Origin of the sequence: Kitasatospora terrestris (assembly GCF_039542905.1) — a bacterium.
Classification (GTDB): domain Bacteria; phylum Actinomycetota; class Actinomycetes; order Streptomycetales; family Streptomycetaceae; genus Kitasatospora; species Kitasatospora terrestris.
On the sequence record NZ_BAABIS010000001.1, the window covers coordinates 4528532 to 4544396 of the forward strand.

General features: G+C 73.3%; 15 protein-coding genes and 1 tRNA gene. 14 read left to right on the forward strand and 2 right to left on the reverse strand.

From position 1 onward, the window contains the following. Positions 1-77 precede the first annotated feature (77 nt). Positions 78-153, forward strand: a tRNA-Lys gene (locus tag ABEB06_RS20930). Positions 154-332: 179 nt separating this feature from the next. Here the strand turns inward: ABEB06_RS20930 and ABEB06_RS20935 are convergent. Then, positions 333-902, reverse strand: a complete 570-nt coding sequence (locus ABEB06_RS20935; protein ID WP_345698400.1) for a TetR/AcrR family transcriptional regulator — start codon at positions 900-902, stop codon at positions 333-335. Between the two features lie 68 nt (positions 903-970). On the opposite strand from ABEB06_RS20935, the gene ABEB06_RS20940 reads away from it, so the two are divergent. Together ABEB06_RS20940 and ABEB06_RS20945 are read left to right on the forward strand one after the other, a co-directional pair. After that, entirely contained in the window at positions 971-2107 is a 1137-nt protein-coding gene (locus ABEB06_RS20940; protein ID WP_345698401.1) for an FAD-dependent monooxygenase, read from the forward strand. Beyond that, complete coding sequence (locus tag ABEB06_RS20945) at positions 2104-2931, forward strand: TrmH family RNA methyltransferase (protein WP_345698402.1); 828 nt, start codon at positions 2104-2106, stop codon at positions 2929-2931. Before ABEB06_RS20940 ends, ABEB06_RS20945 begins: the two co-directional genes overlap by 4 nt. A gap of 15 nt (positions 2932-2946) precedes the next feature. On the opposite strand, the gene ABEB06_RS20950 is transcribed toward ABEB06_RS20945, so the two are convergent. Then, positions 2947-4017: a helix-turn-helix transcriptional regulator gene (locus tag ABEB06_RS20950; RefSeq protein WP_345698403.1), complete on the reverse strand. Its 1071-nt coding sequence runs from the start codon at positions 4015-4017 to the stop codon at positions 2947-2949. A gap of 395 nt (positions 4018-4412) precedes the next feature. Between ABEB06_RS20950 and ABEB06_RS20955 the strand changes: the two genes are divergently transcribed. Genes ABEB06_RS20955 through ABEB06_RS21005 form a run of 11 tightly spaced genes read left to right on the forward strand, consistent with a single transcriptional unit; the run spans position 4413 to position 15865 of the window. After that, entirely contained in the window at positions 4413-4601 is a 189-nt protein-coding gene (locus ABEB06_RS20955; protein WP_345698404.1) for a lysine biosynthesis protein LysW, read from the forward strand. Continuing rightward, a complete protein-coding gene (locus tag ABEB06_RS20960; RefSeq protein WP_345698405.1) occupies positions 4598-5482 on the forward strand; it encodes a RimK family alpha-L-glutamate ligase in 885 nt (294 codons plus the stop codon). Before ABEB06_RS20955 ends, ABEB06_RS20960 begins: the two co-directional genes overlap by 4 nt. Positions 5483-5505: 23 nt before the next feature. Continuing rightward, on the forward strand, positions 5506-6147 hold the full coding sequence (locus ABEB06_RS20965; RefSeq protein ID WP_345698406.1) for a PLP-dependent aminotransferase family protein: 642 nt from the start codon (positions 5506-5508) through the stop codon (positions 6145-6147). Continuing rightward, positions 6144-7463, forward strand: a complete 1320-nt coding sequence (locus ABEB06_RS20970) for a DegT/DnrJ/EryC1/StrS aminotransferase family protein (RefSeq protein ID WP_345698407.1) — start codon at positions 6144-6146, stop codon at positions 7461-7463. Before ABEB06_RS20965 ends, ABEB06_RS20970 begins: the two co-directional genes overlap by 4 nt. Beyond that, positions 7456-8496, forward strand: coding sequence for an N-acetyl-gamma-glutamyl-phosphate reductase (gene argC, locus ABEB06_RS20975; RefSeq protein WP_345698408.1), 1041 nt, complete (start codon positions 7456-7458; stop codon positions 8494-8496). Before ABEB06_RS20970 ends, argC begins: the two co-directional genes overlap by 8 nt. Beyond that, entirely contained in the window at positions 8493-10334 is a 1842-nt protein-coding gene (locus ABEB06_RS20980) for a M20/M25/M40 family metallo-hydrolase (RefSeq protein ID WP_345698409.1), read from the forward strand. Before argC ends, ABEB06_RS20980 begins: the two co-directional genes overlap by 4 nt. Then, positions 10331-11128, forward strand: coding sequence for a thiamine pyrophosphate-dependent enzyme (locus ABEB06_RS20985; RefSeq protein ID WP_345698410.1), 798 nt, complete (start codon positions 10331-10333; stop codon positions 11126-11128). Before ABEB06_RS20980 ends, ABEB06_RS20985 begins: the two co-directional genes overlap by 4 nt. Continuing rightward, on the forward strand, positions 11125-12033 hold the full coding sequence (locus ABEB06_RS20990) for a transketolase family protein (protein ID WP_345698411.1): 909 nt from the start codon (positions 11125-11127) through the stop codon (positions 12031-12033). The genes ABEB06_RS20985 and ABEB06_RS20990 overlap by 4 nt, the downstream gene beginning before the upstream one ends. A 27-nt stretch (positions 12034-12060) precedes the next feature. Continuing rightward, a complete protein-coding gene (locus tag ABEB06_RS20995) occupies positions 12061-13317 on the forward strand; it encodes an ATP-grasp domain-containing protein (protein ID WP_345698412.1) in 1257 nt (418 codons plus the stop codon). Further along, a complete protein-coding gene (locus tag ABEB06_RS21000) occupies positions 13314-14648 on the forward strand; it encodes a hydrolase (RefSeq protein WP_345698413.1) in 1335 nt (444 codons plus the stop codon). The genes ABEB06_RS20995 and ABEB06_RS21000 overlap by 4 nt, the downstream gene beginning before the upstream one ends. Further along, positions 14645-15865, forward strand: coding sequence for an MFS transporter (locus tag ABEB06_RS21005; protein ID WP_345698414.1), 1221 nt, complete (start codon positions 14645-14647; stop codon positions 15863-15865). The genes ABEB06_RS21000 and ABEB06_RS21005 overlap by 4 nt, the downstream gene beginning before the upstream one ends.

Sequence of the window (15865 nt, forward strand, 5' to 3'; positions counted from 1 at the left end):
CAATGGCCAACCCTTGGGGATCACCGGGTAGGATCGCCCTGGCAGGCGCTGTACCACCACGGTCGGTGCCCGTCGGCGGGCCGCTAGCTCAATTGGCAGAGCTGCGGACTTTTAATCCGTAGGTTCAGGGTTCGAGCCCCTGGCGGCCCACCAGATCGAAACATGCCCGACCGGCGCGTTTCCCCGAAAGGGGAGGCGCGCTTTTTTCATGATCGGCGCTGTGCCGGGGCTGCGGTGGTGCCCGGCCGGGGCGTGAAGGCACGGCCGGTCGCGGCCGGCCCGTGACGCGGCCGCCCGTCGGTGGCCCGCGGCGGCGGTCTCCCGGCCGCGGGCTACCGCGGCGGGCGCAGGCCGTCCATCAGCACGGTGAGGTAGGCGTCGACGAGCTCCGGCGCGGCGGGCCGGGAACGGGCGACGGCGTACGCGGTCTGCCCGATCAGTGTGGTCAGGGCGGGGGCTTCGAGGTCGGTGCGGACCAGGCCCGCCGCCTGGGCCCGGTCGAGCATCTCCTCGACGGCGGCGACCAGTTCGGCGCGGCGGGCGGTGGTGGCGGGCAGGTCGAGCCCGCCGAGCCGGTCGTTCAGCGGGTGGTGCGCGGACTGGAAGGCGATCAGCTCGGCCAGGAAGGTGCGCAGGGCCAGGTCCGGCTCGGGGTGGCCGCACAGCTCGCGGGCCCGGCGGACGACCGGTTCGAGCAGGTCGGAGACGGCGGCGTCGAGCAGCGCGTCCTTGCCGCCGAAGGCGCGCACCACGGTGCCCGCGCCGAGGCCGGCGCGTCCGGCGATGGCCTCGACGGTCAGCGCGGCGCCCGGTTCGGAGAGCAGGGCGGTGGCCGCCTCCAGGGCGAGCTGCCGGTTGCGCACCGCGTCCGCGCGGCGGCCACCGCTCCTCGGCGTTGACATCTGGAACGCTCCTTCCACATACTCATATGGAACCTCGGTTCCAATTATCCCCCGGTGGAGGGACTCCTGTGAACGAGCGCGTCCTCGTCTCCGGCGCGAGCATCGCCGGACTGACCCTGGCCCACTTCCTCGCCCGCAACGGCTTCCGGCCCACCGTGGTCGAGCGGGCCCCCGCGGTACGGCCCGGCGGCAACGGCGTCGACGTCCGCGGCCGGGCGCTGGACGTGGTCGGGCGGGTCGGGATCCGGCCCGCCGTCGAGGCGGCCGCCGCCGACGTCCGCGGCCTGCGGTTCGTCGACGACCACGACCGCACCACCGCCCGGTTCGACCTCCGCGCCTCCGACTCCGTCGAGGTGATGCGCGGCGACCTGGTCGCCCTGCTGCGCGCGCGGGCCGACGTCGAGTTCCTCTTCGACGACACGGTGACCGCCCTGCGGCAGGACCCCGGGGGCGTGGACGTCGAGTTCGCGCGGGCCGCGCCCCGCCGCTTCGACCTGGTGGCCGGCGCCGACGGCCTGCACTCCGCCGTCCGCCGGCTGGCCTTCGGGCCGGAGCAGCGGTACCTGCGCTTCAAGGGCCACTACTTCGCCTTCGCGGACGCCGACGCCGCGCTCGGCGAGGACCGCTGCGTCACCCTGCACAACAGCCCGGGCAAGGTCGCCGGCCTCTACCGCTCGGGCACCCACGAGCAGGCCAAGGCGTACTTCATGTTCCGCTCCGCCCCGCTCGACCTCGACCACCGCGACACCGACCGGCAGCGGCTGCTGCTGCGCGAGGCGTTCGGCGGCGACACCTCCTGGCGCGTCCCGGAGCTGCTCGAAGGGGCACTGGCCGACCCGGAGTTCTACTTCGACGCGCTGAGCCAGGTCGCGCTGCCGGACTGGTCGGCCGGCCGGGTCGTGCTGGTCGGCGACGCCGCCTGGTGCGCCTCGCCCGCCTCCGGCGCGGGGGCCGAACTGGCCCTGGTCGGCGCGGACCGGCTGGCCGGCGCGCTGGCCGCCCACCGGGGCGACCACCGGGCCGCGTTCGCCCGGTACCTCGCCGAGCACCGGCCGACGGTCCGCCGCAGGCAGCGGATCGGCCCCAACGTCCGGCTGATGGTGCCGCGCACCGCGGCCGGCGCCCGCGCCCGCGACGCCCTCGCCCGGCTCCGGGGCCGGCCCGGACCGGCGGGGCGGCCGCGTAGGGGAGAATCGGGGGCATGACCGACGACTACCGCGACGACCGGCGGGGCGGGGCACAGCCGGCCCAGCGCTCCCCGAAGGACACCTTCATCACCGTGTACGGGCGGATGCCCGTGCTGGAGGTGCTGCAGGACTCCGCGTTGCAGGTGGACAAGCTGGTGGTCGCGGACAACGCGCGCGGCGACAACCTGGACCGGATCCTGCGGCTGGCGGACCGGCGCGGGGTGCCGGTCCGGGAGGCGTCGGCGCACCGGGTGAAGGTGCTGGCCGGCAACGGCAAGCACGACCAGGGGATCATCGCGGACGTGGTGGCGCCCCGGATGGCGCCGCTGGAGGAGTTCCTGGAGCGCACCCGGAACGCCAAGGTGCGCGGGCGCGGCATCCTGGTGCTGGACGGCGTCAACAACCCGTCCAACGTGGGCATGATCCTGCGCACGGCGACCGCCGCCGGGATGACCGGCGTGGTGCTGCCCCGGGTGGGGTCGCCGTCGATCGACCCGCTGGTGATCAAGGCCTCGGCGGGGGTGGCGTTCCACGCGCCGATCCTGCGCTGCCGCACCGCGACGGAGGCGCTGGAGGCGCTGCACCACGCCGGGTACCGGATCTACGGCCTGTCCGGCGAGGCCCGCACCTCGCTGTACGGCGAGCAGTTCCCGGCGAAGTCGGCGTTCGTGCTGGGAAACGAGACCGAGGGCGTGTCGGCGGCCGCCGAGGAGTGGGTGGACCGCTCGCTGCACATCCCGATGGCCGGCGGGGTGGAGTCGCTGAACGTCTCCAGCGCCGCCGGGGTGCTCTGCTTCGACCTGGTCCGCCGTGCCGAGGAGCGCAAGGCGCAGCGCGGCTGACCTCCGCCCGCCCGGTCAGCTGTCGAACCAGCCGTTGCGCCGGGCGAGGCTGCCGGCCTGGAAGCGGCTGTCCGCGCCGAGGTCGTTCATCAGCTCGGTGACGTGCCGCCGGTAGGTGCTGGTGGACATGGACAGCCGGCGGGCGGCCACCTCGTCCTTCAGGCCGGACTCCAGCAGGCGCAGCACCGAGCGGCGCAGCTCGTCCTTGGCGGAGCCGTACCCGGTGCCGCCGGGCGCCGAGCTGAACGGCAGCGCGGCGTCCCAGGTGCTCTCCCAGGCCCGGTACAGGTGTCCGAGCAGGGCGGGGTCGCGGATGACGACCGCGCCGGTCCCGGAGCCGGCGGCGCTGTCGGCGATGACGGCGCTCTCCCGGTCGAAGAAGAGGATCCGGTCGGGGATGTGGCCGGCGGTGCGGATCTCCGCGCCGAGCGCGGTCATCCGCCCGAGGTGCTGCTGCATGTAGCGGTGGGCCAGCACCGAGTGCGGGTACAGGGTGCGCATCGCGACGCCCCGGCCGAGGACCTCGGTGGTGCGGGCCAGCCCCTCGGTCAGCGCTTCGGGCGGTGGCAGCAGCGGGTGCGCGGCGGCGACCTCCTGGCGGGCGCCGGCGGACAGCTGCTCCAGCGAGGAGCGGACGGTGTCCGGCAGGGTCAGGTGGACGATCGGGTTCTGCTGGGAGCTGCCCTGCCAGGAGTCCTCGAAGACCGGGTTGAGCGCCATCACGTGGCTGCGCAGCCGCTCGGCCTCGCGGTGCCGGCGGCGGATCTCGGCCTCGATCGAGCCGGTCAGGTGCGCGGCGGCCGCGTTGGGGCTGCACGGGATCCAGCCCGCCGGGTGGTCGTCGGTGCCGCAGGCGCCGCTGCCGGCGTCGCGGCGCAGCAGGTGCAGCCGGGCCAGGTCGCGGACGGCGGCCTCGACCTCGGCGAGCCGGACGCCGAGCCGCATCGCGGCCTTCACGGGGTCGAGCCAGCCGTGTTCCAGGGCGCGGCGGTAGAGCGCGGTGTGGAGTTCGCCGAGCCGCGGGGTGTCCTCGTCGGCGTCCACCGGCACCGCTGGGTCGGCGGCGGTGGGTGGGCTGGTGTGCATCGGCACGCCCTTCGCTGGTGAGTGGTTGTCACTTGCTGTTTGTCATCACCGGGCAGGAGTGGCGCTCGGTTCGACCGGTCGGGCACGGTTGTTCCAGAGAGAAACCGCCGGGGTTTTCCAGCGGCGGCCGACAAGGAGGGGATCCGTCATGAAGCTCGATTTCGCTGCGTACTCGCCGGTTTCCGCCGCCGCCCTGGGCGACGACATCATCTGGCCGATGCCGCCGATGTAGTCCTGGCGGCGGGTCTACACGATTCCCCACCTGGGGATTCCGGGCCACGGCACCACCCTCGCTATGTCATGTTCGGTCCATTGCGGCACGGCATCCGTGCCCTTCAAGATCTGACGGACCGTCAGACATTGATCGTGAACACACTGAAAGGAAACGTACGCACATGACCACGGCCATCGAGACGCCGAAGTGCCTCGTCTGCGACACCGAGTTCGAGGTGCAGGACGACTGGGAGAAGGGCGAGATCGCCGAGTGCGGCGCCTGCGGGCAGGAGCACGAGGTGGTCGAGAAGACCGACGCCGCCGTCCGGGTCGAGCTGGCCCCCGAGGTCGAGGAGGACTGGGGCGAGTGACCTCCTCGGAACCCGAGGTCCTGCTCTCGGTCACCATGCTCCGTCCGGACGAGAAGCTGCTCCTGCAGGCGCTGCGCGCCGAGGGGCTGCCGGTCCGGCCGGTACTGCTGGAGGACCTGGCGGAGGTGGTGGCGGGGCACTCGGCCCCGCCCGGCCTCGCCCTGATCAGGAACCTCTCCCATCGTGAGGCGATCGGAGTCGCCAGGCGGCTGGAGTACGTCGGGGTGGAGACCCTGAACCGCGCCGCCACCATCGAGACCTGCAACGACAAGGGCCTGCAGGCCCTGGTCTTCGCCCGGCACGGAGTCCCGCACCCGCTCTCCCGGCACGCGTACAGCTACGCCCAGGTGCGATCGGCGGTCGAGGAGCTGGGCTGGCCGGCGGTGATCAAGCCGGTCAGCGGCTCCTGGGGCCGCGGGGTGACCCGGATGGCCGACGAGGCCTGCGTGGACGCGTGGGTCGGCGGCCGGGAGTCCGCGGACGCCGGCGGCAAGCTCTTCCCCGTCCTGGTGCAGCAGTACATCGACAAGCCGGGCCACGACCTGCGGGTGGTGGTGGTCGGCCGGACCCCGGTGGTGGCGATCCAGCGGGTCTCGGACGACTTCCGCACCAACACCCACCTCGGCGCCGAGGTGAAGCGGGTGGAGATCACCGACGAGATCGAGAAGCGCTGCGCCCAGGTGGTGGACGCGCTCGGCGACGGCTTCTACGGGGTCGACCTGGTGGAGGACCGATCCACCGGCGAGCTGCTGGTCCTGGAGGTGAACGCCAACCCGGAGTTCGCGCGCTCCTCCGCCCTGCACGGCGTGAACGTGGCGGGCCTGCTCGCCGCGCATGTGGCCGAGACGTACGGGCGCAGCCTTGACGCTGCGGCCGCGTGAGACGAGACGGATTGCGACGAACCATGGAACTGTTCGACACGGCCACCGTGCTGACCCGGGTACTGACCTCGGGCGTGGTCATGAGCATCGAGAAGAGCGACCGGGAACTGCCCGGTCTGGAACGCCTGTTGACCAAGCAGACCGGCCGCTCCAAGGCCGTCCTGCTGAACAGCCGCAGCGGCGCGGTGCACGCGGCGCTGGCCGGCCAGGGCATCGGCCACGGCGACGCGATCAGCGCGCCGGTCCTCAGCGAGCCGGACCGCCGCTTCCTGGCCTGGCTGGGCGTCGAGGTGCGCGAGGAGCGCGCCGACGGCGGCCCGGTGGCCTTCGAGAAGATCACGCTGGACGCCGAGAACGCCGACCGCCTCGGCGAGTTGGCGGCCGGGGTCACCGCGCCGGCGCTGGTGGTCGACCTGACCGGCCTGGGCTTCGGCCCGGCCGCCGCGGTCCTCACCGACGACCCGGAGATCTGGGCCCGCGCCGAGCGGCTGAAGATCTTCGGCGCCTACGACCTGCGCACCATGTGGACCCAGCAGGAGGACGCCGCCGAGCTGGTGCCCGGCGTCCAGTTCAACTACCGGCTCAGCCCGCTGGTCGCCGCCTGCGTCCGGATGGCGCTCGGCCAGGCCGCCCGGCCCCTCACCACTTCCGGAGCCACCACGTGATCACCGACTTCCCCTCACGTCCCCTGCCCCTGCCGAACGCCGACGAACTCGCCGCCGAACTGGCCGCGTTCGGCGGCGACGCGATCATCCCCAAGGACCTGCGGCGCACGCTCTTCCCGGTCATCACCAAGGAGGACGTGTTCAACCTGATGCTGGCCCAGCGGACCAGCCCGGCCAAGGTGGTCGCCGACTTCACCGAGGCCTACCGCCGCTACGTCGGCGCCGAGTACGCGCTGCCCACCGCCAGCGGCACCTCCAGCCTGCACCTGGCCCTGGTCGGTGCGGGCGTGCAGCCCGGCGACGAGGTGCTCGTCCCGGCCTTCACCTTCATCGCCACCGCGCAGGCCGTGGTCGCCGCCCACGCGATACCGGTCTTCGTCGACATCGACCCGCGCACCTACTGCATGGACCCCGAGGCCGCCGCCGCGAAGATCACCCCGCGCACCCGGGCCATCATGCCGGTCCACGTGCACGGCCTGCCCGCCGACGTCCCGGCGCTCCGCGCCCTCGCCGACCGGCACGGCATCGCCCTGGTCGAGGACGCCTCGCACGCCCACTCGGCGAAGATCGGCGAGCAGGTGGCCGGCTCCTTCGGCGACGCCGCCGGGCAGAGCCTGATGGCCGACAAGAACTTCCCGCTCGGCGGCGAGGGCGGCATCGCCTTCTTCGCCACCGCCGAGGCCCACCAGCGGGCCGCCGACTACCTGGAGCGGCACGGCATCGACTACGGGATGTCCTGGGTGGCCGGCGCGTTCGGCGCCAGCCAGCTCAAGCGGCTGCCCTACTACGACGAGATCCGCGCCCGCAACGCCGCGCTGATCGGCGACGCCCTGGAGGGCACCGGGCTGTTCCACAAGCCGTACGTGCCCGAGGGCCACACCCACGCCTACAACATGTACCGGATCACCCTGACCCCCGAGGCGATCGGCCTGGACGACCTGCCGGTCTGGGCGGTCAAGGAGGCGGTGCACGAGCTGCTGGTCGCCGAGGGCGTCCCGGCCCGCGAGTGGCAGAACACGCCGATCCCCTGCCACCTGCCCTTCCAGCACCGCGCCGGCTTCGGCAACGGCTACCCGTTCACCCTCAACCCGGAGGCCGTGCGCCACCACACCCCGGACGACTTCCCGGTCACCCAGGGCATGCTCGACTCCACCCTGGTGCTCTGCCGCGAGCTGCGCGCCCCGGTCGAGTACGAGCGCGCGCTGCGCTACGCGGACGCCTTCGCCAAGGTGGCCCGCCGGCCGGACGCCATCCGCAAGCTGGTCGAGGGCGGCGAATACCGCCGGCCGTACGAGAAGGCGGCCCGCCTTGGCTGACAAGATCCGAGTCGCGGTCGCGGGGGCCAGCGGCTACACGGGCGGCGAGGTGATCCGGCTGCTGCTGGACCACCCGGACGTCGAACTCGCCTTCCTCTCGGCCGAGCGCAGCGCCGGCACCCCGATCGGAGCGGTCCATCCCTGGCTGCGCAACCACCCGGGCGCGGCCGGCCTCAAGTTCCGCCCGCTGGCGGAGCTGGAGGAGGTCGACGTGGCCTTCGGCTGCCTGCCGACCGGCACCCTGCCCGGCAAGCTGCCGCTGCTCGCCGAGCGCGCCAAGCGGGTGCTCAACCTGGCCGGCGACTTCCGGCTGCGCGACCCGCAGGAGGTGCAGGAGTTCTACCCGCGCACCGCCGCCACCCCGTCCGAGGAGGAATTCGCCTACTACGTACCCGAGTTGTCGCAGGGTGTGCCGGAGGGCCGGTTCATCAACCTGCCGGGCTGCATGGCGGTGGCGACCATCTACGCGCTCTACCCGCTGTTCGCCGAGCAGCTGGTCGAGCCGCAGGTCGTGGTCGACGCCAAGACCGGCTCCAGCGGCGGCGGCCGCGGCTCCAGCGAGCAGCCCGCCGAGCGCTCCGGCAACTTCCGGGTGCACAAGCTGCACGGGCACCGGCACACCCCGGAGATCCGCCAGGCGATCGCCGAGTTCACCGGCACCGCGCCCGAACTGCGGTTCTCCACCCACAGCCTGGACGTCCCGCGCGGCATCATGGTCACCGCCTACAGCCGGCTCAGGCCCGGCACCGCCGCCCTGGACGTCAAGCGGGCCTACGCCAAGGCGTACGTCGGCAAGCCCTTCGTCCGGGTCCGCCCGGCGCCCAAGGCGCCGCAGGACTTCCCGATGCTCAAGGCGGTCAACGGCTCCAACGTCGCCGAGGTGGCGGTCGCGGTCAAGGGCGAGCAGTGCGTCGCCGTCGCCGCGCTGGACAACCTGATCAAGGGCGCGGCCGGGCAGGCCATCCAGGCGATGAACCTGATCAGCGGCTTCGACGAGGCCGCCGGACTGCCGCGGACGGCGGTGTCGCCGTGAAGCCGCTCTACGTGGTCAAGGTCGGCAGCGCCACCCTCGACCGGGGCGACATCCACGCCGAGCTCGCCGAGCTGGTCGGCCGCGGCGCCCGGGTGCTGCTGGTCGCCGGCGGCGCGGTCGGCATCGAGCGGCACTACGCCGCGATCGGCCGCGCCATGCCGGAGCTGCGCCTGGCCAACGGCGACGCGGTCCGCTACTGCCCGCCCGAGGAGATGGCCCACCTGGTCGACGCGTACGAGCGGGTCACCCTGCCGGGCGTCGAGCAGGGCCTGCGGGAGCTGGGGGTGAGCGTCTTCACGGCGGTCGCCGCCCGCGGCGGCCTGGTCGCCGGCCGGGCCAACCGGCCGCTGAAGGCGGTCGGCGCGAGCGGGAAGGCCACCGTGGTCCGCGACCACCGGGCCGGCGTGCCGACCGAGGTGGACACCGTCCGGCTGAACGCCCTGCTGGACGCCTACGACGTGGTCTGCCTCTCCCCGCCGGTCCGCGACGAGGCCGGCGGCGCCCCGCTCAACGTGGACGCCGACGTGCTCGCCGCCGCCCTCTCCAACGCCCTGGACGCCGACCACCTGCGCCTGGTCACCGGCACCGCCGGGCTGCTCACCGACCCGAAGGACCCGGCGTCCACGCTGCGCCACGCCCACCCGGGCGAGGCCGGACAGTACGCCGGCGGCCGGATGCGGCAGAAGGTCCGTGCCGCCGAACTCGCCCTGGACGGCGCGGCGGACGTGGCCATCACCGGCCCGCACACGATGGCCGACCCGAGCGGCTGGACCCGCTTCTGGCGCACCCCCGCGCCCGAGCCGGACCTCACCCTGCTCGGCCGCGCGGTCGGCGTCCCCTCGGTCTCCGGCGACGAGCGCGAGCTCGCCGCGTACCTGGTCCAGTGGTGCGCCGAGCACGGCATCGAGGCCCGGATCGACGAGGCCGGCAACCTGGTCGCCACCCGCGGCGACGGCATCCGCCGGCTGCTGCTGCTCGGCCACCTGGACACCGTCCCGCACCGCTGGCCGGTCGAGTGGCGCGGCGGCGAACTGCACGGCCGCGGCAGCGTCGACGCCAAGGGCAGCCTGGTGAACTTCCTCCAGGTGCTGGCCGAGGCGGAGGTCCCCGAGGACGGGCAGCTGCGGGTGGTCGGCGCGGTCGAGGAAGAGATCTCCTCCTCCAAGGGCGCCTTCCACGCCCGCGACCACTACCCGGCCGACGCCGTGGTGATCGGCGAGCCCAGCGGCGCCCGGAAGCTGACCCTCGGCTACTTCGGCCTGTTCAAGCTGCGGGTCACCGCCGAGGTGGCCAGCGGCCACTCCGCCGGGATGGACGCGGTCTCCGCGCCGGACGCCCTGATCCGAGTCCTGGAGGACATCCGCGGCTCGGTGGAGAAGGAGGCCTCGGACGCGCTCAGCGCCGTGATCGACATCCGCTGCGAGACCGGCCCGGCCAGCCACCGCGCGGTCGGCGTCCTCAACTTCCGCGTCCCGCCGCTCGCCGACCTGGCGGCGCTGAAGGACGCCGCCCTGGGCCACGTCCGCGAGGGCGTCGCCGTCGAGGTGCTGCGCGCCACCCCCGGCCACGCCGGCCCGCGCACCACCCCGCTGGTCAAGGCCTTCACCCGGGCCTTCGGACAGGCCGACATCCGTCCCACCTACGTCGTGAAGAAGGGCACCTCGGACATGAACACCCTCGCCACCACCTGGCGCGACGTGCCGATGGTCGCCTACGGTCCGGGCGACTCCGCGCTCGACCACACCGACGTCGAGCACCTCACCGCCGAGGACCACCGGCTCGCCCGCACCGTCCTCGCCGACGCCGTCCGCCGCTGGTTCGAGGGCGGTGCCCGATGACCGTCGCCGTCGACACCCCCGTCGACCTCGCCGCCCGGGCCGCCGAGGCCCGCCGGCTGGTCGTCGACATGGCCGCGAGCCCGCGCGGCTGCCACCTCGGCGGCAGCCTCTCGGTGCTGGACGTCCTGATCGCCGCCCTGCACCGGGCCTCGCTCGGCGACGGCACCGAGGTGGTGCTCAGCAAGGGCCACGCCGCGGCCGGCCTGTACGCCGCCCTGCACGTCTCCGGCATCCTCCCCGAGAACCCGGCGCCGCTGTACGGGCAGCTCGGCCACCCGTACACCGGCCACCCCGGGCCCAAGGTGCCCGGCGTGCGCTTCCCGACCGGCAGCCTCGGCCACGGCGTCCCGTACGCCGCCGGCTGGGCGATGGCCCGCCGACTCGGCGGACTGCCGGGCCTGGGCATCGCGGTGGCCGGCGACGGCGAGCTGCAGGAGGGCCTGGTCTGGGAGACCTGCCAGGTCGCCGCCGCCCAGCGGCTCGGCAACTTCGTCCTGGTGGTGGACCGCAACGGCGGCCAGAACGACGGCATGGTGGCCGACATCTCCCCGCTGCCCGACCTGGCCGCGCGCTTCGCCGCCTTCGGCTTCGACACCGTCGAGGTGGACGGGCACGACCTGGCCCGGCTCGGCGAGGTGTTCGGCGCCGACCGCACCGGCGCCGAGCGGCCGCTCGCGGTGATCGCCGACACCGTCAAGGGCAAGGGCGTCCCCGCGGTGGAGGGAAAGGCCGGCTCGCACTACGTGACCATCGACGCCGCGCGCGCCGCCAAGTGGAAGCGACTGATCCGATGACCGCCTCGACCCTCTCCGGCCGCGACGCCTACCGCCACGAACTGGCCCACCTCGCCGCCGAGGACCCCGCGCTGCTCTGCCTGGAGGCCGACCTGGGCGGCAAGGGCCACCCCTTCCAGGCCGCCCACCCGGAGCGCTTCTTCAACCTCGGCATCGCCGAGGGCGCCATGGTCGACATGGCCACCGGCCTGGCCTCCGCCGGGTACAAGCCCTTCGTCTCCACCTTCGCGCCGTTCGCCGCGCTGCGCGCCGCCGAGAGCCTCAAGCTCACCCTCGGCTACCTGAACGCCGGGGTCACCGTGGTGGCACCGTACGCGGGCGTCTCCGGCGCCTGGTTCGGCACCACCCACCACTGCCTGGAGGACCTGGCGGTGCTCCGCTCGATCCCCGGCGTCACCATCGCCGCGCCCTACGGCGAGGCGGAGACCCGGGCGGTGGTCCGGGCCGCGGCCGCCTCCGGCCGCCCGCACTACATCCGCACCGGCCGCAACGCTGTCTACGACAGCCTGCCGTTCGACGGCGAGCTGCCCGGACCGGTCACCTGGGACCACCGCGGCGAGCCCGGCGCGACCGTGCTGGTCTCGGTCGGCGAGGAGGGCACCCGGCTCGCCCTGGAGGCCCGCGAGCGCCGCCCCGAGCTCGGCCACGCCCACCTGGTCTACCTCGACCACGCCCACCTGTCCCTGGCCGCCGAGGAGTTGGCCACCACCACCGGCCGCCTGGTGGTGGTCGAGGAGCACCGTGCCGAGGGCGGCGCCGCCGAGGCGCTGGCCCTGCTGCTGCCCGGCCGCGAGGTGGTCGGCGTCAACGCCGGCCACGCCTGGCCCACCCAGGGCGGCGACCACCACGAGGTGATGGCCCAGCTCGGCCTCGACCTGCCCGCGGTCCTCGCCGCGACCCTCTGAACCCCCGCTTCCCGAAAGGACTTTCCCATGCACATCGTGATGGTGGAGTGCAACCCGAACGGCATCGCCGGCATCGCCAACGCCCTGCGCCTCGGCCACCGGGTCACCCTGGTCACCGCCGACCCCGACTTCTACCTGAACGCCTCCCCGCTGGCCGCCGACGCCTACGCGCACCCCAACTGCGAGGTGGTGAAGAGCGCCGACGCCTTCTCCATCGACGCGCTGGAGCAGCTGGTCAAGGAGATCCACGCGGCCCACCCGGTGGACGGCGTCACCACCTACAGCGAGTACCACACCGTGCACGCCGCCACCGTGGCCCGCGCGCTCGGCCTGCCCGGCCTCAGCGTCGAGGGCGCGCTCAACGCCCGCCACAAGCACCGCACCCGGCTCGCCCTGCGCGGCGCCGAAGGCGTCCGCCAGCCGCGCTTCGCGCACGTCGAGGACCCGGCCGGGATCGAGGCCGCGATCCGCGAGGTCGGCTTCCCGTGCGTGGTGAAGCCCTCCGACGGCACCGCCAGCCTGCACGTCCTGCACCTGACGAACGAGGACGAGCTGCAGGCCTACCTCGCCGAGCTGGCGAAGGTCTCCGACTACGGCCGGGGCGTCACCCGGATCCCCGACCTGCTGGTCGAGGAGTTCGTCACCGGCGAGCTGGTCTCGGTCGAGGCCTGCGTGCTGGCCGACGGCACCGTGGTCAACCTCGGCATCACCGACCGCACCCTGAGCGGCTTCCCGTACTTCATCGAGATGGGCGCCACCTACTTCGCCGACCACCCGCTGCGCGAGCAGCTGTTCGCCATGAACGAGAAGGTGCTGGCCGGCCTCGGCATCGACTTCGGCTTCATCCACACCGAGTACTTCCTCACCCCCGAGGGCCCGGTGCTCTGCGAGGTCAACGGCCGGCTGGTCGGCGGCATCGTGCCCGGCCTGATGAAGATCTCCTGCGGCGTCGACCCGTACCTGGAGGTGATCCGCCAGGCCCTCGGCGAGACCCCCGAGCTGCCGTTCCCCGGCGAGGTGATCGCCACCGGCCGCTGGTTCGGCTCGCCGGTCGAGGGCGTGCTGGAGTCGATCGACTTCGCGGCCGTCGAGGAGCTGCCCGGCTTCCACGAGGCGCTCAGCTACCGGGCCGCCGGCCGCCAGGTCTCCAAGCTCTCCACCAGCAACTTCGACTGGCTGGGCCACCTGGTCTTCACCGGCACCGACCGCGACCAGGCGCACGGCCGCGCCGAGGCCGCGCTGGACCGCATCGACGTCCAGGTCTCGGTCAAGGTCGCCCGATGACCGCCCGCTCGGTGCTCCGCCGGGTCGCCATCCCCAGCCTGGACCGCGAGCAGCTGTACGACGTGGACATCGAGGACGGCGTCTTCACCCGGATCGAGGCCGTGGACCGCCGCGCCGACCAGCCCGGACCGATCACCGAACTGTGGCCCGGCTACGTCGAGGCGCACGCCCACCTGGCGCTGCCCGCCAACTTCGACGACTCGCTGGACGACCCCCGGATCAGCGCCCTGTCGTACCTCTACCACGGCGTCACCCACGTCGCCGACCTGTTCGGCTTCCCGCTGCTGAAGTCCCGCTGGGAGGCCGGCGCCGCCGCCTCCGCCCACCCGTACCCGGAACTGGTGCACTGCGGCTACGCCGCCACCGCCACCCGGGACGCGATGGGCCTGACCGGACACGGCGTGGAGTTCCCCTCCCCGGTCTTCATGCTCGGCATGGAGGAGGACCTCGCCGACGTGCTGCACGCCAACCGGGCGCGCGGCGGCACCTTCCTCAAGGTGATGTTCACCGACGGCACCGAGCAGCCGGAGATGGAGGCCCGGTTCTCCCGGCTCTCGCCCAAGGTGCTGGAGCACACCGAGCGGGTCACCCGCGAGCAGGGCGTCCCCGCCGTCCTCGACTGCAACACCCGCGAGGAGGTGCTGGAGGCGTACCGGATCGGCTTCCGGCTCTTCGCCCACCCGGTACGGGACTTCGTGCTCAGCGACGAGGACTGGGACCTGCTGGCCGACGCCCGCTTCGTCACCACGCTCAGCGGGCTGCGCCCGATGGTGATGGAGCGCGCGGAGTTCGAGGCCGAGTACGGCCGCCCCGGCTTCCTGGCCACCCAGGACCCGGCCAACCTGGAGTTCGTCGCCGGGATCGAGGAGCCCTACGGCATCCAGTACAAGTGCCAGGACACCCGCACCGCCGCCCTGCGGGTGATGCGCGAGAACAACCTCGCCGCCCTGCGCCGCGGCCGGATGCTGGTCGGCACCGACTGCGGCAACACCGGTGCCTTCCACGGCTACAGCCTGCTCGGCGAACTCGACCTGCTCGCCGGGGAGTCTGCCGACCCGGAGCTGCGGCACGGCATCCGGCACGCCGCCACCGTCGACAACTGGCACTTCTTCCACCGCCTCGCGCAGCGCGAGGCCGGCGCCCACCCGATCTCGGTCGGCGCCCCCGCCACCTACAACCTGTTCGCCGCCGCCCGCGGCGCCGACGACACCCCGCTCTCCACCCTCCCGGACGCCACCGTGGTGGCCGGCACCCCGGTCGACCGCGCCGCGATCGCCCGGGAGATCCGCACCCTCCGCGACTCGGCATCGACAGGAAAGGTCGTGCTGTGAACAGCCAACTGAGGCGCACCCTCTGGGGCATCAACCTGGGCATCGCGCTCGCCCACGTCGGCAACTACATCTGGTTCCCGCTGCTGGTCTCCACCCTCGGCACCGCGTACAGCGGCTTCTGGGCCGGCTTCGTGATGTTCCTGACCTACGTCGGCCGGCTCGCCTCCACCTTCAGCTACGAGGGGCTGGCCCAGCGGCTCGGCGTCCGCGGCTCGGTGATCGCCGGTGTCGCCCTCGAAGCGCTCGCCCTCTGGGGCATGGGCTTCGTGGACGGCGTCCCGCTCTACAGCGTGCTGGCCTTCCTGATCGGCTTCGGCTCGGGCATGTCCTTCCCCGGTCTGAAGAACATCCTCTCCGCCTTCCCCGAGGCCGACCGGCCCAAGGCCTTCTCCGCCTTCCAGATGTCCTGCCAGCTCGGCGCGATCGGCGGCGCCCTGGCCGGCGGCCTGTTCCTGCACGTCGACCTGAAGGTGCTGTTCACCACCGTCTTCGCGCTGTTCGCGGTGTACTGCCTGGCCGCCGTGTTCGTGATCCCCGCCGACACCACGCCCACCGCCGAGGACACCCGGCGGGCGCCGCTGTTCAGCCTGGCCGTCCTCAAGGGCATCCGGCTCGGCGGCGGCGGACGGTACTTCGTCCTGTCCAGCGTCTTCTGGCTGCTGTCGATCAGCTTCCTGGTCGGCATCCCGCTGCACATGCAGGAGTACGCCCAGGGCCTGCCGATCTCCATGCCGTTCTGGATCACCGGGATCACCCTGCTGCTGCTCCAGTTCCCGGTGCTGCGCCTGCTCAACAAGCACCTGCAGCCCGGCCAGGTGATGGCCGTCGGCTTCGCCGCGATGACCGCCGCCTACCTGCTGTTCGGCGCCGGACGCAGCGCGCTCTGGGTGATCGTCGGCTGCTTCGTGGTGGTCTTCGGCGACATCCTGTTCACCCCGTCCTTCGACCTGTGGGTGGCCAAGCAGATGCCGCGCGAGAACCTCTCCCGCGCGATGGGCTCGATGCACTTCTTCCGCAGCTTCGGGAACATGGTCGGCACCCTCGCCGCCGGTGCGCTCTACGACCTGGCCAACACCACCGGCATCCCCGGGCTCAACTGGTACGTGGTCGCCGCGATCGCCGTCGGCTGCGCCCTGTTCAGCCTGGCCGGCGCCCGCCGCGAGGCCGCCCCCGCCCCCGGCGAGCCGGCCCGCGAGCTCGCCGAGCAGGCAGCCTGA

Coding starts and splice junctions, on each gene's coding strand:
- ABEB06_RS20985 (WP_345698410.1), top strand. CDS start 10,331: ATGACCGTCGCCGTCGACACCCCCGTCGACCTCGCCGCCCGGGCCGCC.
- ABEB06_RS20935 (WP_345698400.1), bottom strand. CDS start 902: ATGTCAACGCCGAGGAGCGGTGGCCGCCGCGCGGACGCGGTGCGCAAC.
- ABEB06_RS20990 (WP_345698411.1), top strand. CDS start 11,125: ATGACCGCCTCGACCCTCTCCGGCCGCGACGCCTACCGCCACGAACTG.
- ABEB06_RS20945 (WP_345698402.1), top strand. CDS start 2,104: ATGACCGACGACTACCGCGACGACCGGCGGGGCGGGGCACAGCCGGCC.
- ABEB06_RS20965 (WP_345698406.1), top strand. CDS start 5,506: ATGGAACTGTTCGACACGGCCACCGTGCTGACCCGGGTACTGACCTCG.
- ABEB06_RS20955 (WP_345698404.1), top strand. CDS start 4,413: ATGACCACGGCCATCGAGACGCCGAAGTGCCTCGTCTGCGACACCGAG.
- ABEB06_RS20995 (WP_345698412.1), top strand. CDS start 12,061: ATGCACATCGTGATGGTGGAGTGCAACCCGAACGGCATCGCCGGCATC.
- ABEB06_RS20950 (WP_345698403.1), bottom strand. CDS start 4,017: ATGCACACCAGCCCACCCACCGCCGCCGACCCAGCGGTGCCGGTGGAC.
- ABEB06_RS21000 (WP_345698413.1), top strand. CDS start 13,314: ATGACCGCCCGCTCGGTGCTCCGCCGGGTCGCCATCCCCAGCCTGGAC.